Annotated in this window: 11 protein-coding genes and 1 pseudogene; all 12 read left to right on the top strand. The window is 30.6% G+C overall.

The features are described from left to right. Window position 1: 1 nt before the first annotated feature. On the top strand, window positions 2-412 hold the full coding sequence (locus AC1EJ5_RS01285; RefSeq protein ID WP_008902108.1) for a PrgI family protein: 411 nt from the start codon (window positions 2-4) through the stop codon (window positions 410-412). Beyond that, window positions 303-2,726, top strand: a complete 2,424-nt coding sequence (locus AC1EJ5_RS01290; RefSeq protein ID WP_002842305.1) for a VirB4-like conjugal transfer ATPase, CD1110 family — start codon at window positions 303-305, stop codon at window positions 2,724-2,726. Before AC1EJ5_RS01285 ends, AC1EJ5_RS01290 begins: the two co-directional genes overlap by 110 nt. 7 nt (window positions 2,727-2,733) lie before the next feature. Next, complete coding sequence (locus tag AC1EJ5_RS01295) at window positions 2,734-5,313, top strand: CD1108 family mobile element protein (RefSeq protein ID WP_036757780.1); 2,580 nt, start codon at window positions 2,734-2,736, stop codon at window positions 5,311-5,313. A 14-nt stretch (window positions 5,314-5,327) separates the two neighbouring features. Next, the gene (locus AC1EJ5_RS01300; RefSeq protein WP_001080402.1) at window positions 5,328-5,567 is read left to right on the top strand and encodes a hypothetical protein; all 240 of its coding nucleotides are present in this window, start codon (window positions 5,328-5,330) and stop codon (window positions 5,565-5,567) included. Then, entirely contained in the window at window positions 5,554-7,977 is a 2,424-nt protein-coding gene (locus tag AC1EJ5_RS01305) for a leucine-rich repeat protein (RefSeq protein ID WP_036757777.1), read from the top strand. Before AC1EJ5_RS01300 ends, AC1EJ5_RS01305 begins: the two co-directional genes overlap by 14 nt. A 14-nt stretch (window positions 7,978-7,991) precedes the next feature. Beyond that, window positions 7,992-8,852: a CD1107 family mobile element protein gene (locus AC1EJ5_RS01310; protein ID WP_479814058.1), complete on the top strand. Its 861-nt coding sequence runs from the start codon at window positions 7,992-7,994 to the stop codon at window positions 8,850-8,852. A gap of 73 nt (window positions 8,853-8,925) precedes the next feature. Beyond that, complete coding sequence (locus tag AC1EJ5_RS01315) at window positions 8,926-9,537, top strand: DUF6088 family protein (RefSeq protein WP_007895003.1); 612 nt, start codon at window positions 8,926-8,928, stop codon at window positions 9,535-9,537. After that, window positions 9,530-10,513, top strand: coding sequence for a nucleotidyl transferase AbiEii/AbiGii toxin family protein (locus tag AC1EJ5_RS01320; RefSeq protein ID WP_007895000.1), 984 nt, complete (start codon window positions 9,530-9,532; stop codon window positions 10,511-10,513). Before AC1EJ5_RS01315 ends, AC1EJ5_RS01320 begins: the two co-directional genes overlap by 8 nt. A 92-nt stretch (window positions 10,514-10,605) precedes the next feature. Beyond that, window positions 10,606-12,327, top strand: coding sequence for a DNA topoisomerase 3 (locus tag AC1EJ5_RS01325; RefSeq protein WP_479814060.1), 1,722 nt, complete (start codon window positions 10,606-10,608; stop codon window positions 12,325-12,327). Then, window positions 12,320-13,282, top strand: a complete 963-nt coding sequence (locus AC1EJ5_RS01330; protein WP_479814062.1) for a DNA cytosine methyltransferase — start codon at window positions 12,320-12,322, stop codon at window positions 13,280-13,282. The genes AC1EJ5_RS01325 and AC1EJ5_RS01330 overlap by 8 nt, the downstream gene beginning before the upstream one ends. 35 nt (window positions 13,283-13,317) lie before the next feature. Next, window positions 13,318-15,531 (top strand): hypothetical protein, encoded by a 2,214-nt coding sequence (locus AC1EJ5_RS01335; protein ID WP_479814064.1) that lies wholly within the window; start codon window positions 13,318-13,320, stop codon window positions 15,529-15,531. A 1,888-nt stretch (window positions 15,532-17,419) separates the two neighbouring features. Next, window positions 17,420-21,889: pseudogene (locus tag AC1EJ5_RS01340) on the top strand (helicase-related protein); the annotation flags it as partial. Window positions 21,890-21,949: the final 60 nt, after the last annotated feature.

Consider the following 21,949-nt stretch of genomic DNA (forward strand, 5'->3'; position numbering starts at 1 on the left):
AATGGCATATGTACCAATACCAAAAGATTTGGACAAGATTAAAACAAAGGTTGCCTTTAACTTAACCAAAAGACAACTTATAGGTTTTTCTGTGGCAGGACTAATTGGTATACCAACCTATTTATTTATGAAGAAATATCTACCTAATGATGTTTCTATCATTGTAATGCTAATAGTAACCCTGCCAATCTTTTTTATAACCTTATATGAAAAAGATACCTTAACTTTTGAAAAATATTTTAAATTTTTCTATCTTCATAAGTTTTATCAACCAACTAAGAGAATAAGAAAGGAGGCATACATTGAAGCAAAGAAAAAAGCAAATCAGCGACTTAAATCTAAGGGAAAAACAATTAAAAAAAGACCGAAAGGAAGTAAGAAGGCTAAAAACAAAGAAAGATCCAACAAATAGTCTTCTAAGTGTACTTTTAAAGAAAGAGAAAAAGAGATTTACTGTTGAAGATACAATTCCCTATATAAGAATGTTACCAGAGGGCATTTGCCAGTTAGATGAAAAAAATTATTCAAGGACAATTTCATTTCAAGATATAAATTACCAGTTGGCATTGGAAGAAGATAGAGATTTAATCTTTAACCAATTTGCCAACTTTTTAAATTCTTTTGATCCAAGTGTCCACATTGAACTTTCGTATGTAAATCAATTAGGAAGAAATAAAGACCTACAAGATGCAATTAAAATTGCTGATAAGGGAGACTTCTATGACGATGTAAGAAAAGAGTTTAGGGAGATGTTAAAGCTTCAACTTGCAAAGGGCAATAACGGACTTAAAAAGATGAAGTATATAACCTTTACAACAGAAGCCGATAACCTAGAGCAAGCAAGAGCAAAGTTAAATAGACTTGAAGTAGATATTTTATCTAACTTTAAATCTATGGGAGTAAGAGCAGAAAGCCTTGATGGTGAAGAAAGGCTAAGACTTGTTCACGATATGTTAAATCCAGACAAAAACTTTTATTTTTCATATAAAGATTTGAAGAAGAAAGAGTCTACAAAGTCACATATAACTCCCAATATCTTTAATTTTGCACCAGTAAATAATTTTAAATTTGGTAAATATATTGGAGCAGTAAGCCATTTTCAAATACTTGCAAGTGAGTTATCAGACAGAATGTTATCTGAGTTTTTAGATATTGATGACAATATTTATGTAGCTTTTCATATAGATGTAGTTGAACAAGCAGAAGCCATTAAACTCATTAAGAGAAAAAATACAGACCTGGATAGAATGAAAATTGAAGAACAAAAGAAAGCAGTTCGAGCAGGATATGATATGGATATTATTCCATCAGATATAAATACTTTTGGTGCGGATGTTAAGTCCATGTTATCTGACTTACAAAATAGAGATGAAAGGCTCTTTGTAGTTACCATAGTAATGATGAATTTTGCTAGGACTAATCAAAAATTAGAAAATACTATTGCTCAAATCTCATCAATTGCTAACAGACATAATTGTCAGGTGAAAAGATTATCTCATCAGCAAGAGCAAGGACTTGTTTCTGTCTTACCTCTAGGAGTTAACCAAGTCGAGATAAAAAGATTTTTAACTTCATCATCAACGGCAGTATTTATGCCTTTTACAACAGAAGAGCTATTTATTGATTCAGCAAATTCTTTGTACTATGGCTTAAATGCCCTTAGCCAAAACTTAATTATGGCAGATAGGAAGAAACTCAAGAACCCTAACGGATTAATATTAGGAACACCAGGTTCTGGTAAATCTTTCTCGGCAAAGAGAGAGATGGCAAATGCAATTCTTGTAACAGACGATGATGTAATTATTTGTGATCCTGAAGGCGAGTATTCAAACCTTGTAAAACAATTTAATGGAGAAGTTATTAAAGTTTCAGCAAAATCAAAGGACTACCTTAATCCACTAGATATAAATATGAACTATGGAGATGGGGACGCACCTTTAAAGGATAAGGCAAACTTCATAATGTCTATGCTTGAACTTGTAGTAGGAGGATCTGGTCTTACTGCTGCAGAAAAATCAGTTATAGATAGGTGCTTACCAAAGATATACCAAAAATATTTTGAAGACCCAAAACCAGAAAATATGCCAATATTAGGAGATTTATACGATATGCTCCTATCTCAAGAAGAGGGAGTTGGTAGAAAACTCGCAACAGAAATGGAAATTTATGTTAAGGGAAGTCTTAATGTATTTAATAATAGGTCAAATGTTGACCTAAATAGGCAACTGCTCTGCTTTGATATAAAAGAGCTAGGAACACAACTTAAAAAAATAGGTATGCTTGTAATTCAAGACCAGGTTTGGAACAAGGTTTCCCTAAATAGAGGAAGTAAGTCTACAAGATACTATATAGATGAGTTCCACCTTTTATTAAAAGATCCACAAACTGCTTCATATTCAGTAGAAATCTGGAAAAGATTTAGAAAATGGGGTGGTATTCCAACAGGCATAACTCAAAACGTAAAAGACCTTTTAACAAGTCAGGAAATTGAAAATATCTTTGACAATACAGACTTTGTTCTAATGTTAAATCAAGCATCTGGAGATAGAGATATTCTTGCTAAGAAATTAAAAATATCGCCTTATCAGTTAAACTATATTACTAATTCAAACGCAGGTGAGGGACTCTTATTCTTTGGAAATACTATTGTTCCATTTATTGATAAATTCCCTAAAGACACCATGCTATATAAGCTAATGACAACTAAACCAGAAGAAGCTAAGTAGGTGTGATATGGATAAAAAACTAAAAAAAGATTTTCAAAAGAAAATTATACGAAATAGGGACGCTCCTGAAAAGAATATTGATAGTAAACTTGTTCATTCAGATGATTATACCAATAAGATTATTAAAACTAAGGATAGGTTCGGAGATAAAATATCAGAAAAAGAATCTAAACTTATCCATGAGAATGTATTATCTAAGGATCATAAACAAGATAAACTAAAAGACTTTCAGAAGGCTAAAAACAAGGAAAGAATTAGAAAAGAAGTTTTAGATAATAAGGATAAGACCAAAGAAACAAAACAATCTAATCTTGAAATAAGGGCAGATGAAAGCTTTAAACTTGATGAAGACTTAGATGTAGACTTCAAAAAGGTAAATTTTGATAGTGAAAATAGTAGAAATATTAATTCTAATAAACTAACAACAGATGATATTTCAGCTAACGCTCAACCAATAAGCAATAAGAAGGCATCAAGTAAAAGAAAAGTTCTTAAAAATTATGAGGATAAACTTATCCATAGTAAGGATAAATTCCAAGACAAAATCAACGAGAAAGAGTCTAAGCGAATCCAGACAAGTGAAGATAAACCTATCGAAGCAGAGAAAAGCAAGAGAATATATAGAAAAGATAAGCTTGTTAAAGATGAAGTGAGCAAGAACGACAGTAATGCTAATATCGATAAAAAGCGAAAACAGAAACTTTATCAAGAAAAGAAGTTTAGAGATAAGGAGAAAATTTCTAAAGAAAAAGATAAAGAAAATAAGCTAAACGAAGTTGATACAGATAAAACTTTTGATAATCCTGAGTTTAAAGACAATAATCAAGAATTTATAAAAGATGAAAAAGAAACAAGCCTTAAACCTTCAGAACAAAAGAAAGTTAATAAAAAGAAGACTTACTACAAGAGAAAAAATTATGAAAGTGATAAATTTACTCGAAAGAAAATCGATGACTTAAAAAATGAATCTAAGAAAGTTACACCGAAAGATTCTAAGAAGGCACAAGATGTTAAAGACTTTATATCAGATAAAAAGATTGGAGAGCTTGAAAAGTCTAAAAGCAAGCTAAAGGATAATATTTTAAAGAATAAAACTAAAGGAAGTCTATCTTCTGGGGTTTTATTATCTGGAGCTAAGTCATCAGAGTTAGTGAGAGATTATTTAAGTTCAGGATCTGATAATACTGGTGTAGAATCTGGAGAAAAGGCCGCTAATGTAAGCTCTAAACTTCAGCATGGAATAAGGAAGTATAAGTTAGACAAAAAGAAAAAGTCATTAAAAAAGCTATCTACACTTGATAAGAAAATAAGAAATAGAAAAAGCAAGTTGGAGTTTAAAAGTGGCTTGGAAGATTTAAAAAAGTCAGACTCCTATATAAAGAAAAATAGATTTAAGAAGTTTTACCAAAGAAAACAAATGAAAAGCATGATAGCTAAAAAGCACGAAACAAGACTGGTAGATAGAGTTAAAAAAGCTATTTTAAGTTTAGGTAAGGCTTCTAAAGAGCTAATCGTAAGAAAAAGTAAGATGGTTCTATTTCTAGTAATAGGACTAGGTCTTATGCTATCAATCATGATTGGTGGTGGAAGTGTTGGTATGAGTGGATTAAGTAACTCTGTTAACTCAGTAATGACAACAACATACCTATCACAAGATACAGTTCTAAGTGAAGTTAATCAAGAATTTTCATCAATGGAGTATGACCTACAATCACAAATCGAAAGTGTAAAAACAAGTCATCCTGGATATGACGAATATATTATAAATAAAGATGGAGAAATTGGTCATAATACCCATGAACTTTTATCCTATATAACTTCAAGATGTGGTGAAGTAAAATCAGCATCTGAAGTAAAAGGAATTTTAAAAGAGCTTTTCGATAAAATGTATAAGCTTGATTTTAAGGAAGAAATCGAAATTAGAACAAGAACAGTAGAAAGAACTAGATATGATAGTCGTGGTAATCCCTATACTAGCTATGAAAAAGAAGAGTACGAATATAAAAAGTTAATTGTAACTTTAAAGAAAAGAGAAATGGATGAAGTTGTTAGGGAAATATTTAAAGATTATCCAGACAATGTAGTTCATTATGAAGCTCTTCTTGAAGCTAAGGGAAATATGGGAGATGTTTTTGGATCAGGTAATGGGGACTTAGGAGAAATAGTAGATAATCCAAACTTTGGAAATCCTGGTCTTGCTTTTGATTCAGCTACTGCCAAAGCCTTATTTAATGAAGCAGAAAAACATATAGGCAAAAGATATGTGTTTGGAGCAAGTGGACCATCTAACTTTGACTGCTCAGGTTTTGTATGTTGGTCATTTACAAAGTCTGGTGTAAAGAGAATGCCAAGAACAACTGCATGGAGAATATACAAAGACTATTGTAACCCAGTCAGTCCAAGTGAAGCTCAACCTGGAGATATTATATTTTTCCATTCAACATATAACAGTGGAACACCAATATCTCACGTAGGAATATACGCAGGTAATGGAATGATGATTCACGCAGGAGATCCAATTCAATACACATCAATAAATTCAAAATATTGGAAATCACACTTTTATGGTTTTGGAAGACCAAGATAGAAGGGAGATATTATGTGAACAGAAAGCTTATAAGTATTAGAAACAAAAAGAAAAAAATAGAAGAGAAATTAAAAGATCTAAATGCAAAATACAAGGAAATTTGCGATGAAGAAATACAAGTTGAAAATGAAGAAATAATTGTAACTCTTAGGAGGAACAATATCAGCTTGGAAGAATTAATGGAGAAAATCAATGATAGAAAAAGAGAAGAAAAATTAAAAGAAAAGGAGAACATTCATAATGAAGAAATTTAATACGAACAAACTAAGAGCCTTTTTTATGGCTCTTTTATTAATTTTGACATCAACTGTGCATACAAGTGCATTTGCAAAGTCTGATGTTACTTGGACGGAAGATGATTTTATTTACCATCAAGGAGATAAGACTCATGTAGCAGGACTAAGTAAAACAGGATGGGAAAAAGCAGAGAAAACTCAAGAAATTAAGTTTTTAGAAGGTACTAAAACTATTGGATATATAAATAGTTCTGGTTACTCACAAAATATGTTTGATATTCCAAGAATATCAAAGTTAAAAGATTTGAAGATTACTTTACCAGAATCCCTAGAAACAATTAAGAGCAACTCTTTTGTATATTGCCCAATAAGAGAAATTAAATTGCCAAGCAATTTAAAAACAATTGAAAGTTGGGCATTTAACAATACAAATTTAGAAGAAATCTATATTCCTGATTCAGTAACAAACCTTGGTGGTGCTGCTTTTAGAGAAAATAAGATAAAAAGAGCTAGACTTCCAAAAGGGTTAAAGGTTATAAAAGATGGATTATTCTTTGAAAACGAACTAGAAGAAATTGAAATACCAGATAGTGTTGAAGTTATTGAAGGTGGAGCTTTTTATAAGAACGCATTAAGGAGAATTAATGCACCAAGCAATCCTAAACTTAATAATACTGGAGCTAAGTTAATAGGGAATCAAGTTGTAGAATATAGACCAAAACAAAATCCTTTCTATCTTAATAATCTAGGATATAATGGAGAACTTGGAATTTCTAATTACAAAAATCTAATCAAAGATGAAGATGGAGGATTGATATTTCCAAAAGATGTAGACATGGTAGAATTGGACTTTTCAGTTCCAAAATACTACTATTCAGGAACTATCAAGATTTACAATCCAAATAAATATTCCATTGATACTCAAACAGATTTAACAGGGCAAGATATTGATGAAAAGGACAATAAGATTGATGATTTAACAAAAAACATTAAGGACTTAGAAAATCAGATTAAAGAATTAAATGAAAAGAAACAAGAAGACCAATCAAAGATAGACGAATTAAAGGGAAAGTTAGAATCTTGCAAAGATAATGGAGAGAAACTAAAACAAGAAAAGTCTAAGTTAGAAGAAGAGATTAGAGAGAAAGACAATAAGATTGCTCAATTGAATAAAGAAATTGAGGATCTTAAAAATTCTAACAATGATGAACTAATAGCAGAAATTACTCAGCTTAAAGATGAACTAAAAAGATTACAAGATGAAAATGCAAAACTAAAAGAAGATTATTCATCTACAAAATGGGAGTTAGAAGCTGAGAAAGAAAAGACCGATAAAAACGAAAATAAAGTCAAAGAAATGCAAGAAAAGCTTGAGTCTTTAGAAGGAGAACTTGCAAAGAAGACTAAAGAAATTGAAGATAAAGATAATAGAATTAAGGACTTAGAAAAAGCTCTTGATGAAAAAGATGCTAAGATAAGAGACTTAGAGTCTAAAAAGAAAGATACAGAAAATTCTAAGTCAGAATGCTGTAAGAAAATTGAAGAGCTTCAAAAGGCTATTGATAGTTTAAAAGAATCTTCTGAAAATACAAAAAAAGAATTAGAAGATAAGATTAAAGGACTAGAAGAAAAACAAAAAGCTTCTGATGAAGAAATTAAAAAACTAAAAGAAGAATTAGATAAGAAAATTGAAGAAGCAAAGAAGTTAATCGAGGAAGCAAATAAAAAAGCGAAAGAAGAACTTGAGAAACAAGCTAAAGATGAAAAAGATAAAAATCTAAACCAAGACTTATCTAAGAAATTAGATGAACTTCTAAAACTCCAAAAAGAAAACAAAGAGAAGAAAGAAGATAAGAAATCTCAAGATAAGAAGTGGGACGAACTTTTGAAAGCTGATGACAAGAACATTCTAAATCAATTTGATCTTAACAAGATGAAAAAGCAAGAGGAACAACAAGGTAAAAAACAAGTTAAAGATGAAAAAGAATTTGCAGTTTTTCAAGTAGACAAAAACTTTTATAACATTATCAACAAAGATGGTAAGACAACAGTCTATATGGATGTAAAAACTTATGTGGATCAAGGAAGAACTATGATTCCAGTAAGATATATCGCTTATACTCTAGGTTTTAATGTTGAGTATGACAATTCTACTCGTGAAGCTATTTTCTCAAATAAAGAGAACAATATCTTAGCTAAAAAGACATTAAGACTAAATATTGATACTGGTGTTATGAAAGATTCAGATGGAAAGGTCTACAATTCAGATGTTAAGCCAGTGATTATAAATGGAAGAATTCATGCTTCAATTTCAAATATTGCTAAAGCTTTTGGGGCAAGTCATGGAGATATTAAAGATGGTAAAAACCAAACAATAGAATGGGACGATGCTAGAAAAGCAGTCTATGTATTTAAAAATGTAAAATAAGAAAGGATAGAAAAATGAATAAGAGTATTAAACGAGGAGTAGCCATAGCGTTACTCCTTTTTACATTTACAGTACCAGCAACTACATTTGCTATGACAAATGAAGGTCAAATAGAAAGTCAAAACGAATCAATCTATGAACCACAAAAAGAAGAATTTGAAAAAATGTTGAAAGATGATGTTTTTACACCATCAAAAGAAGAAATTCCTTATCAAGATGTTCCAAGAATACCAGGAAATACAAGTGAAGCAAATAAGCCTTCAAATAATCCTCCAAAGAAAACACCACTTGTAAAAGGTGGTAATACAAAGGCAGTAAATAATCTTGCGACACAGGAAAATAAAGCAAGAGGTTCAGTAATTGAAAATGTAGATAGGAATGGAAAAGATATAACACCAAGTGGAGACACAGAAAAAGATAAAGAAAATCCAGTAGATGTAAGACAATTTTTAACATTTCAAACTAAAAGTGGAAAAACTATGCACCTAATAGTGGATCACTCATCAAACCAGGATAATGTAAGATTATTAACAGAAGTAGGAGAGCAAGATCTACTTAATATGATTGAATCAGAAGATAAAAACACTATAAAGGTTGAAGAGCCTAAGAAAGAAGAAGTAAAAAAAGAAGAACCTAAGACTGTTCCAGTAAAAGAAGAAAAGAAAAGTGGAATAAGTTCATTTCTAATTGTTGCACTTGTAATTGGAGGAGTAATAGGAACAGGATACTATTTTAAGGTAGTTAAAGCAAAAGAAGATAGAATGTTGGAAGATTTTGAAGAAGATGATGAGGATTATATTAGTGAGTCAGAAGATGAATCTGACAATGAAGAAAGTCATGAAGAATCTTTAGATGAAGATGACGAACTATTATAAGGGTATTAAATTTAAGTACAATTGAACTTTTGTCACGGATATGATACAATATCTGTGACAAAGGAGGATTGTAATGAGTTCATATACAGAAAAAATATCAAACAAAATAAATAGTTTTGACTCACATAAAGTATTTTTTGCAAATGACTTTTTAGATATCGCATCTAATGCTACGGTTAGACAAATATTAAAAAGATTAGCAGATGAAGATAAAATTAAGCGTGTTATTGATGGATTCTATTACAATCCAAGATACAGTGAATTAATCGGAGAGTATGAAGCAGTATCAATTCATGAATTAGCACTTGCTATAGCAAGAAAATACAATTGGAATATTGCACCATATAATAGCACAGCCTTAAACCTATTGGGACTTTCAACACAAGTTCCAACTCACTATAAATATATATCTAGTGGAAGATATAAGGAATATAAAATTGGAGATACGGTTTTAGAATTTAAAAAAGTAAATCTAGGAGAAATTGCCAATATGTCCCTAAAGACTGCAACAGTTATTCAAGCAATTAAATCTTTGGGCAAAGAAAATATAAGTAACGAAGTCATACAAAAGATAAGAGAAAACTTAAGTGAAAAAGAAAGAACAGACTTAATGAACGAATCAAAATCAGTGCCAGCATGGATATATGAAGTAATAAGGGAAATTTGTGAGGGCAAAAATGAATAAGTTTTATGTGGAAAACAAAGATGATTTAAGAGTTTTAATAGTAAATACAGCCAGAAAGAAAAATGTATCTGAAGCAGTCATTGAAAAAGACTATTGGGTTACTTTTATCTTAGACTATCTATTTAATGAAAATAAATGGAAAGAATATTTAACCTTTAAGGGTGGCACATCACTGTCAAAATGTTTTGGACTCATTGAAAGATTTTCTGAAGATATAGATCTAATCTTAGATTGGCGAGTATTAGGATATGAAGAAAAAGAACCATGGATAGAAAGATCAAATACTAAACAGGATAAATTCAACAAAGCAGTTAATGAAAAGACAGAAGAATTTTTAAAAGATGAATTTTTAAAAGTTTTAGAAGAAGATTTAAATGACATGGACTTTGAATTTTGGGTTGATAGTCTTGATCCACAAACAATTCTATGTAAATATCCTAAAATCTTTGAATCTAATTATTTGACACAAAATATAAGGCTTGAAATAGGAAGCCTTGCAGCATGGACACCTGCAATTGATGTTGAAGTTTTGCCGATAATTGGTGAAGCATATTCAAATGTATTCCAAGAAAAAACTAATATAAGGACAGTATCAACAGAGAGAACATTTTGGGAAAAGGCAACTATACTTCATCATGAAGCAAATAGACCAGAATCTTCTCCTATGCCACACAGATATGCAAGACACTTTTATGACCTATATAAAATAGCAAATTCAGATTTCAAAGACAGAGCCTTAGAGGATAAGGAGTTATTAAAGAAAGTAACTGAATTCAAAATGAAGTTTTATCCTAGGAAGTGGGCAAGGTATGAAGATGCATTAGTTGGAAAATTGAAGTTAGTTCCAAGAGAGTACCGACTCCCTGAAATAGAAAAAGATTATAAGGCTATGTCAGAAATGATTTATGGAGACTATCCAAACTTTGAAGAGATTATAAAAGTTCTTCAAGAACTAGAAAAAGAAATTAATAAGTAAGTAGAATTCTCCCGAAAATAATATAATATTCGAGAGAAATACTTTGAGCGAGAGAGAAATCTTTCGCTCTTTTTTTATTTATGGAGGTATTAATGAAGTTAGTAATAGCAGAAAAGCCAAGTGTAGCAGTTACAATTGCAAATGTAATTGGAGCAAGAACAAGAAAAAACGGATATTATGAGGGAGGTGGATACATTGTTTCATGGTGTGTTGGCCATTTAATTCAAATGGCAAGTCCCGATAAGATTGATGAAAATTGGAAGAAATGGACAATAGAAAATCTTCCTATAATTCCAGAAGAATATATTTATGAAGTATCTAAAAGTACTAAAAAACAGTATGGAGTTTTAAAGAAGCTTTTAAACGATAAGAATATCGACACAGTTATAAATGCTTGTGATGCTGGAAGAGAGGGAGAACTTATTTTTAGGCTTGTATATAATCAAGCTAAATGTAAGAAGAAAATTCAAAGACTTTGGATATCTTCAATGGAAAACAAAGCTATTGAAGATGGTTTTAGAAATCTTAAAGACGGAGAAAAATTTGAAGACTTATATGGATCGGCAAGTGCAAGAGCTATTGCAGATTGGCTGGTAGGAATGAATTTAAGTAGGCTTTATTCTTGCATTTACAAGGAAACATATTCAGTTGGTAGAGTACAAACACCAACTCTATATTTAATAGCTAAAAGGGATAGTGAAATAAATCTATTTAAGAAGCAAAAATATTATACAGTTGACCTATCTTATAAAGGATTGAAACTTGTATCAGATAGGATTGATAAAATCGAAGTGGCAGAGCAACTTTTAAACTTGATAGAAGATGAAATAGTTATTACAGAGGTAGAGGATAAAGAAATAAGCACAAAACCAGATAAGCCTTATGATCTCACTACCTTACAGAGAGAAGCAAATAAATATTTTGGATATTCAGCAAATGACACTTTAAATATGGCACAAGGTCTGTATGAAAAAAAGCTAATCACATACCCAAGAACAGATAGCAGGTATTTAACCGATGATATGGTTACTACTATGAAAGAATTATTAGAAGGACTTGAAGAAGGTTTTAAAATCAACGAATCAAACTTTAAGTCTATTTTTAATTCATCTAAGGTTACAGACCACTATGCGATTATTCCTACTATATCAGGTATTGGAAAAGTTAAAGATTTATCTGATAAAGAAAGCAAAGTCTATAATCTAATTAAGGATAAACTACTTGCTTCATGTTCGGATAACTTAAAGGAATCTAGTAGAAAAATCAGATATGAATATGATAAATTTAACTTCAATGCAAGTGGAAAGACTATAATCGATGAAGGTTATACCAAGTATCTAAAGGCTTATGGAAAAGAAAAGCAAGAAAATGAATTACCAGATGTAAAGACTGGAGATAAAATTAAGCTAACTTCTAAAAATATATCGGAGAAATTTACAAAAGCTCCAAGTCATTATAATGAAGATACACTTTTAAAGGCTATGGAGAATGCAGGGATTGAATCACTGGATAAAGATATAGTAGTGGAGAGAAAAGGCTTAGGAACACCAGCTACAAGAGCAGGAATTATTGAAAATCTTATCCATAAGGACCTTATAAGAAGAGATAAGAAAAATCTACTTGTAACAGAAAAAGGCAATAGACTTGTATCAATTGTAGAGGATAAGTTTAAGTCAGCTAAAACAACATCTGAATGGGAAATGAAACTTGCAAAGATTAGCTCTGGTGAAGTAGATAAAGAAGACTTTTTAAGAGAAATAGAAGATAGTATAAAGGAGCTTGTAGATAGGTACAAGAATAATCTAAATGAATAAGGTAAAAATATTGGAGCTTTTCGGTGGCATAGGTGCTATTAGAAAGGCTTTTATTAATTTAAAGATATCTTATGAAGTAGTTGATTATGTAGAAATAGATAAGGCTTGTGTTAAATCATACAACGCACTTTATGGAGAGGCTTATAAGCCAAAATCAGTAGTAGGATATAAAGCTCCTAATGAGAAGATAGACTTAATTATGCATGGAAGTCCTTGCCAAGACTTTTCAAGAATAGGGAAAAAGCAAGGAGGAGTAAAGAATTCAGGAACTAGATCAAGCTTACTATTTGAAACAATTAGAATAATCAAAGAAATGAAAGATAAACCTAAATGGATAATTTGGGAAAATGTAAAAGGAGTCCTTGATAGAAATATGAGGGACTCCTTGTTTATTTATCTAAAGGAGTTAGAAGACCTTGGATATGAAAGTAAGTATGAAATTTTAAATGCAATGGACTTTGGGATACCTCAAAAAAGGGAGAGGATATTTGTTGTTTCATGTCTAGGAGCAAATAACTTTTCTTTTAATAAATTGGAGAGGAAAGAAACTAGACCACTAAGTGAATTTTTAGAAAAGGATGTAAGTGAACTTTATACAATGACCCAACCCTATATGCTGAAATTTTTAAATAAAAGCATTGATAACAGTTTTAGAGGGCGACTCAAAGTGATTAAAGATTTTTCTTATACTATTTCTACAAAACAAATGAGAGTACCTAATTCTGGAATAATAGATATTGGAAATGGTAGGTATAGGTATTTAACAGAAAGAGAATGCCTAAGACTCATGGGTTTTGATGATAGTGATGTAGACAAATTAGAGGAAGTGCATTCAAGAAGAAAAAATTGCACCTCAAGTAAACTATATAAACAGGCCGGCAATTCTATTGTGGTTGATATTTTAATGTGCATTATTAGTTCAATAATGCATGTTAGTGCAAACTTATTATTGTAAATGATATAATAAAATAAAAGACTGGAGGGCATGATATGGATATTCTAGAATGTAAATTAAAGAATTGTTATGGAATAGATGAGTTTAACCATGAATTCGATTTTACAAATACAAATGTGATTACAGTATATGCAAAAAATGGATTAATGAAAACTTCTTTTGCAAAAACTTTTAAGAAAATTCAAGATGGTAAAGCTGACGAAATACGTGATGAAATATTCGATATAAAAGCAGAAGTTAATGTTAGCGTAGATGGACAAGATATAAGAAAAGAGCAAGTGTTTGTAATAAAAAGCTTTGAAAATTATTATGAATCTAGTAGTATAGCGGATTTATTAGTAGACGAAAAAACAAAAAAATCTATCACAACTTTATTAAAGCAAAAAAATAATTTTTTAAAAAAGTTAGTGCAATATTCAGGACTAAAAATTGAAAAAACACAACAAGGAAGAAAAATTTATGAATTAGAGCCTACAATAGTTTCTGACATGAATTTAAGTGAAAAAAGCTTTTTATTAAGCTTGAAAGAATTAGGTGAAGTTGAAAATAAAACGTATTTACCTAATGTTAAATACTCGACAATTTTTGATAATAGTGTAATTAAAAAAATAAAGGACAGTAGTTTTCAAAATAAAATAAAAGAGTTTTGTGAAGCTGCTGAAACTATATACAGTAGTTATACTTTTTTTGAAAAAGGTAAGTTCACATTTCCAAAATTGAAAAACGTTGCAAAAAATTTAGATTCAGATAACTTTTTTGTAAGAGATAATAAACTTAATTTAAATAATAGCATAGTAATTGGTAATAATGATGAACTACAAGAGAAATTATATGAAATAGAAGGGAAAATTAAAGATATTCCAGAGTTTCAACAGATAGAAAAGTTACTAAGTGATACAAAAGGCATATTATTAAGAGATACAATAGAAAATAATCCTGAGCTAATAGAATTTTTAAAAATAGAAAATTTAGACAATTTAAAAAAAGAATTATGGACTTCCTATATAAAGAAAGAAAAGAAATCTTTTGATGATTTATTAGAGATATATAAAGAATTAGAGAAGAATGTTAAAAATCTCAATATAGACAATACATTGTGGAATCGTTCTTTAGAAATATTTGAAGATAGGTTTACTGTTCCATATAAGATGAAAATATCAAATTTAAAGGGAGCGATAATAGGAGAAAACCTCCCACGTGTGGAGTTTATATTTGAGAAGGGTGAAAATCAAGCAAGCTTAGATAGATCAAATTTAGAAAAATTAGACGTGTTAAGTCAAGGAGAAAAAAGATCTTTATATTTGTTAAATATAATATTTGACATAGAAAAAATAAGAAAAGAAAGCAATGAAATCCTATTTATAGTAGACGATATAGCAGATTCTTTTGATTATAAAAATAAGTATGCTATTGTAGAATATTTGTATGAAATGGCAACAATTGATAATTTTAGAATGATAATTTTATCTCATAATTTTGATTTTTATAGAACAATTTCTTCTAGACTCAATGTACCTCGTAAATCTAGATTTATCGTTGAAAACAAACAGGATTTAAATTTGATAGAAGAAAAATATCAAAAGCAACCTTTTATAACATGGAAAAGTAAACCAGATAAATATTCTTTATTTGCACTTATACCATTTGTTAGGAATCTAATTGAATATAGTTATGATAAATATGTTAATGATTCAAATTATTATGATAGCGATTATGAGCTATTAACTAATTTACTACACAATAAAGATAATTCAGGAACTATTACTTTTAAAACTTTAGGGAAAGTATATAAAGAATATTTAGGGAAATTTGATATACCAAGTGAATTTAAAGAGGATGATCTGGTTATAGAAAAGCTTTATGAAACTACTGAAAACTTAAGTAATAACTTAAATTTACTCGAGCATAAAGTTTTATTATCAATGGCTTGTAGACTTAAAGCTGAGGAAATAATGTTAGATAAAATTAATAATTATAATGGGATGCTCAATTGGAAAGTAAAAAATAATTTGAAAACAGGAGATAAAGCGGAATTTCTGAATCATGTAGATAAAACTAATAATATGACCAGGGTATTATTTGATGCATATAAGCAGATTGCGAATGAAGAACAAATTAATATTGTTAATGAAGTTAATATAATGACTCCAGAAAATATTCATATAAACTCTTTTATGTATGAGCCTATAATGGATATGGATATTAACGAATTATTGAACTTATATAAAAAACTTAAAAAATTAATATAGGTCATTTAATTATATTACATTAAAGACGGTAGATTATTTAAAATCTATCGTCTTTTTTATTACTCTAAAAAGGAGGTAGAAAATGCAAGTAAATGATTTTAAGAATATACAAGAAGCAATAAAGTATGAAGTTTTGCAAGATGAAAAAGAATATTTAAAACTCTTAAAAGTTATAGGCAATAATCAGAAATATGATTTTTCTAGCCAATTAAGTATATACAACAAAGAACCTGAAGCTAGAGCTTGTGCGACTTTTGACATGTGGAAAAAATATTTTGGCAGAGTTGTTATGAGAGGTCAAAAGGGTATTCCAATTTTAGTTGGAAGTGATGTAAATCAAAGAATTTCATACATTTTTGATATTAGACAGACCACATCAATGGATAGGAATATTAATGAGGTTAGCTTATGGCAATTTGACCACGAAAACCATAACGAGGCTTTAAAAGAAATAATAAGAGATTTTTCATTTGAACCTAGTGATTCACTCAATGAAAATATATTTTCTTTGAGCCGAATTTATGGAGATGAATATATTAATTTGGCTATTGCTGATTTGAGGATAGATATAGAGGATAGACTTAGCTTTGAAAAGTTTATGAGAGACTCAATATCCTATGCGGTAGCTAATAGGTTTAATACAGTCTATCCTATGGATATGGAAATTTTAAAAAATAATTTTTCTAGGATTAATACAATTTCTTTAGAACAGATAGGTACTGTAATATCAAGGGTTAGCGAAGATATTATAGATAGAACAATAGAAAAATCTAAGGAAATGGATCGAGCTAGGCTGCTGACAGAAAGGGACGCTGCCGACTATAATAGAGATACAGAAAATATAAACGAAGATAGAGGAGGTCAAGATGATTTATATAGACGAGATGATAGGTCAAGAAGTAGAGATGGACGAGTTTTCACAGATGGAAGCGACAGAAGAAATAGCGATGAAGATCGAAGAGAAAACCTTGGACATGATGGAGAAGGATCTGGAATTTATGGAGAGATTCCCGAATCCGACTTACGCAGTTCTAAGACTGTCTTACCTAGTAGGGAGCGAGGACATGGAGAACTGGAAGAAACTTCAGGAAATGTACGAGGAGAAAATACTCTTGAACCATCTGAAGGAAATTCAGACTCAGGCAGTGGACTATATCAAGAGAGAGAAAGTCAAGATGATGAAAGCACAGGGATTGACAGAGAAGATGATGAGAGAGAATCCAGAACAATACCAAGGACAGATGAACAACTTAATGGCAACAGTGAAGAGAATGGCAATCAAGGAATACGTGGAAGCTTAGAAAATGAAATAAGCCAAGAAAAGGAAGCTGATGAAGCTTCTTTTTTTGATGACAAAAACACTGAAAATAGAAAAGATTATTGGATTGTAGAATTTAATGAAAACCACGAATTAGTTCCCGATTATAGTGGGCAGATAGTAACTAAAGACTTAATTAATGTCCTAAAACAAAAGGATATTGATGTTAAAGACCATAATCAAACTTATGGAGAAAATGAATTTGGAGAAATGACTGATGATTATATCGGATATTTCAAATTCTATTTTGACCACTATGTAGACGGCGAAGTTGTCGAGCATTATAGGATTGACCTTGGTGATGGTGGAGAAGTAAATGAGCGTGAATTTTCATATTTAGAAGAACAAGTTGAACTAAGTGAGGAAAAATCATTACAAGAAGAAATTAAGGAAAAGATAGAGCCTAAATTTAAGATAGGGGATCAGGTTAGATATAAAGATAAGGACTTTACAATTACAGATTTTGATGAACTAAGTGGAGGACTTAAAACTGTTACTATCAGAGATAATATGGAATATATGGGAGGTATGATTAGGGGTTCGGAAGTAATTCCATATAGAAATGATTTATACCTTGAAGAAATCTTTGAAAATATAAGTCAAACATCAGAAAAACTAGCAGTAAAGGTTGGTAAGGAATTTATTTTAGAAGATGAGAAGATCTTTGATGGAATTAACTTAATTGAAACTGGAACTAAAGTAGAAATTAATGGGGAAGAATTTCCTTTATATAAGGGCGAAACATTTGAAGAAAGTAGAAAAATTGATGACCTTTTAGATAGTGGAAATTATGAGATATACAAACTATCTGACTATGAAAAACAAATTGAAAGACAAGTAGAGCAAGAAAGCTTTATTGATAACTACAATCCTGAAATTGACCAAATGATGGATAGGTATGATATCCCAAGAGAAGCAGCCGAAAACTTATTGAGGGGAAAAGAAGATTTAAAGAATTTAGGCTATGAACCTAATAAGGAAAGACTAAGTTTTGCTAGAAATTATGACTTAAAAAATCATATCTACTCAGAATACCTTACACCATCAGAAAAGCTAGATAAAAATATAAAAGCTATTAAGATGCTCAAAAGACTTGAAAATGAAAATAGGAGTCCAAGAGAGTATGAACAAGCCTATCTTGCTGATTATCTAGGATGGGGTGGTCTTGCCGATGTCTTTGATGAAGAAAAGGGAGGACAATGGCTTGAAGCAAGAAATATTTTAAAAGAAAATCTAACAAATGAAGAGTATTTGAATGCCAAAGAGTCCACTCTTACATCATTTTATACACCTAGAGAGGTAATGGATGGAATATATAAAACTCTTACAGATATGGGATTTAAGACTGGAAATATCCTTGAACCGTCTGCAGGGGTTGGTAACTTCATTGGTAATATGCCAAGTGAAATACAAAGCTCTAAAGTCTATGGAGTAGAAAAAGATAGTCTAAGCGGAAGAATAGCAAGAGAGCTCTATCCTGAAGCAAATATTCAAATTAAAGGCTTTGAAGAAACAAACTTCTCAAATAATTTCTTTGACTTGGTAATAGGAAATGTTCCCTTTGGAGATTTTAAAGTTAACGATCGTGAATATAACAGAAATAATTTTCTGATTCACGATTATTTTTTTGCAAAGTCAATAGACAAGGTAAGAAATGGAGGAATTATTGCCTTCATAACATCATCTGGAACTATGGATAAAAAAGATGAATCTGTTAGAAAATATATTAATGCAAGATGTGAGTTTTTAGGAGCTATGAGGCTTCCTAATACAACATTTAAAGGACTTGCTGGTACAGAAGTTACTTCAGATATTATTTTCTTAAAAAAGAGAGATTCAGTTATAGAAAGAGATGACGATTGGGTACACCTATCAACTGATAAAAAGGGTTTGACTTATAATAAATACTTTGTAGATAATCCTCAAATGGTATTAGGGAATATGAAAGAAGTATCTGGCAGATTTGGCAATACTATTACTTGTGATGAAAAAGAAGATGAAAAGTTAAAAGACTTAATGGATATTGCAAGTAAGGAAATATCTTCAAATTCAAAATATGAAGAGGTCGAACTATTGGAAGATGAAGAATTAAGTCTTCCAGCAACAGATGATGTTAAGAATTTTTCTTACACTATTATTGATGAAGAGGTCTACCTAAGAGAAAACTCAGTCTTAATCAAGCAGAATATATCAGATAAAAATAAAGAAAAGATAAAAGATTATCTTGATGTAATGAATGCTTTAAAAGATGTAATAGAAAAATAAAAGGACTATTTTTCAGACGATGAAATAAAAGAGTCACAAGCAAAGTTAAATGAAGTCTATGATAACTTTTCAAAGAAACATGGCTTTATTAACTCCTTATCAAATACTAGAGCCTTAAAGGAAGACTCAAACTTTCCTTTGGTTTCATCAATAGAAATACTTGATGATGAGGATAATTTCAAAGCTAAGAGTGATATATTCTCAAAAAGAACAATAACAAAGGCAAAGGTAGTAGATCATGTAGACACTTCCCTTGAAGCTTTAGTCTTATCAGTTTCACAAAAAGGATATGTAGATTTTGAATATATGGAATCTATCACAAGTAAAGATAGGAACACCTTAATTGGTGAGCTTGAGGGCGAGATATTTTTAGATATTAAGGATACAGACCTAATAAATAACAGAATGCCCTTTGAGAACTTTGACAATGACGATCCATTTCATTTTTCATATGTATCGGCTGATGAATATTTAAGTGGTAATATCAGAGAAAAGATTGGCTACCTCAATTCATATATCGGAGAAATTGAAAATGTAATAGATTTAGCACCTTCTGAAAAGAAAGATACACTATTAAACGAGTTAGGCAAACTCAAATATCAAAGAGAAAAATTACAAGAAGTTATGCCTGAAGAACTTACTGCTTCTGATATAAATGTAAGGTTAGGAGCAACCTGGATACCTCAAAAAGATATAGAAGACTTTACTTTTAACCTTTTAAAAACACCAGGTTATGATAGGTGGAATATAAATGTTAGGTTCTCGCCACACTCAAGTGAATGGAATATTGAGGGTAAAAGTGTTGACTCGACTAATGACCTTGCTAACATGACTTATGGTACAAGTAGAGTAAATGCCTATAAGCTGATTGAAAATGCTCTTAATCTAAAAGATACAAAAGTATTTGACCAAATAATAAATGATGATGGGTCTAAGACTTCTGTATTAAACAAAAAAGAAACTATGCTAGCAAGTCAAAAGCAAGAACTGATAAAAGAAGAATTTAAGAATTGGATATTTGAAGATCCTGATAGAAGATATAGGCTAGAGAAGATTTATAATGAAAAATTCAATTCAATTAGAAATAGAGAATTTGATGGTTCTAACTTAACTTTTGATGGAATGAATACTGAAATTAGACTTCGAGAACATCAAAAAAATGCAATAGCTAGGACTCTTTATGGTGGAAATACACTACTTGCCCATGTAGTAGGAGCAGGAAAAACTTTTGAAATGGTAGCTTCTGCTATGGAATCTAAAAAGTTAGGACTTGCAAGTAAGTCATTATTTGTAGTTCCTAACCATCTAACCACTCAAATTGGTAGAGAGTTTATGCAGTTATATCCGTCAGCAAATATTATGGTGGCCGATAAAAAAGACTTTCAACCAAAAAATAGGAAAAGATTTATTGGTAGGATTGCAACGGGAGAATATGATGCAGTTATCATAGGACACTCTCAATTTGAAAAAATATCAATGTCTAAGGAGTATCAGGTAAGGCATATACAAGATCAAATAGATGACATAGTTTCCTTTATTGATGAGAACAAAAGAAATAGAGGAGAAAATTTCACTGTAAAACAACTGGAAAAGACAAAGAAGAAACTCTTGGTAAGACTTGAAAAGCTAAACGATGACTTTAAAAAAGATGATGTAATAACCTTTGAAGAACTAGGAGTAGATAAGTTATTTATAGACGAAGCTCATAATTACAAAAACTTATTCTTGCATACTAAAATGAGAAATGTTGCGGGTATCGGTCAAAGTGAAGCCTTTAAGTCTTCAGATATGTATATGAAATGTAGGTATATGGATGAAATGACAGATGGAAAGGGAGTTGTATTTGCTACTGGTACACCGATATCAAATTCAATGACAGAGCTTTATACAATGCAAAGATATCTTCAATATGACGATTTAAAGGCAAGAGGATTAGAACATTTTGACGCTTGGGCTTCTACTTTTGGAGAAACAGAAAACACCTTTGAGTTATCTCCAGAAGGCACTGGATATAGGCAAAAGACAAGATTTTCAAAGTTCTATAACTTGCCAGAGTTGATGTCTATGTTTAAAGAAGTAGCAGATATAAAGACTTCCGATATGTTAAATTTGCCAGTACCAGAAGCAAACTTCGAAGTTATAAAAACAAAACCTACTGAAGAACAAAAAGAAATATTAGAAGCTATTTCAGAAAGAGCTGACGCAGTTAGAAATAACCAAGTAGAACCAACAGAAGATAATATGTTAAAGATTACAAATGATGGTAAAAAACTTGCCCTTGACCAAAGATTAATAAATCCACTACTACCCGATGATCCTAATTCAAAGGTAAATGTATGTGTAAAAAATATCTTTTCGATCTGGGATAAGACAAAAGAAAATTCATCGACACAATTAGTATTTTCAGATATGTCTACACCAAAAGGAGATGGAGAATTTAATATCTATGATGATATTAGAAATAAGCTAGTGAATATGGGAATACCTAAAGAAGAAATAGCCTTTATCCACGAAGCAGATACAGACAAACAAAAAGATGAATTGTTCTCTAAGGTAAGAAGGGGAGAAGTAAGAGTATTATTAGGCTCTACTCAAAAAATGGGTGCAGGTACTAATGTACAAAACAAACTAATAGCCTTACACGATTTAGACGTCCCTTGGAGACCGTCTGACCTAGAGCAAAGAAGTGGTAGAATTGTTCGTCAAGGTAATGAAAATGATAAAGTTAATATCTTTAGATATGTCACAGAAAACACCTTTGATGCCTATTTGTGGGTGCGACATGAAGTCGCTTAATTTAACTGTTTGGCAAAATGACCAAACCAACTATTCCGT

This window comes from Anaerococcus sp. C0059F3 (genome assembly GCF_056590475.1).

Bases quoted from the DNA above. Each gene is read 5' to 3' on its own strand.
- AC1EJ5_RS01285 (WP_008902108.1), top strand. From the start codon at position 2: ATGGCATATGTACCAATACCAAAAGATTTGGACAAGATTAAAACAAAG.
- AC1EJ5_RS01295 (WP_036757780.1), top strand. From the start codon at position 2,734: ATGGATAAAAAACTAAAAAAAGATTTTCAAAAGAAAATTATACGAAAT.
- AC1EJ5_RS01305 (WP_036757777.1), top strand. From the start codon at position 5,554: ATGAAGAAATTTAATACGAACAAACTAAGAGCCTTTTTTATGGCTCTT.
- AC1EJ5_RS01310 (WP_479814058.1), top strand. From the start codon at position 7,992: ATGAATAAGAGTATTAAACGAGGAGTAGCCATAGCGTTACTCCTTTTT.
- AC1EJ5_RS01315 (WP_007895003.1), top strand. From the start codon at position 8,926: ATGAGTTCATATACAGAAAAAATATCAAACAAAATAAATAGTTTTGAC.
- AC1EJ5_RS01320 (WP_007895000.1), top strand. From the start codon at position 9,530: ATGAATAAGTTTTATGTGGAAAACAAAGATGATTTAAGAGTTTTAATA.
- AC1EJ5_RS01325 (WP_479814060.1), top strand. From the start codon at position 10,606: ATGAAGTTAGTAATAGCAGAAAAGCCAAGTGTAGCAGTTACAATTGCA.
- AC1EJ5_RS01330 (WP_479814062.1), top strand. From the start codon at position 12,320: ATGAATAAGGTAAAAATATTGGAGCTTTTCGGTGGCATAGGTGCTATT.
- AC1EJ5_RS01335 (WP_479814064.1), top strand. From the start codon at position 13,318: ATGGATATTCTAGAATGTAAATTAAAGAATTGTTATGGAATAGATGAG.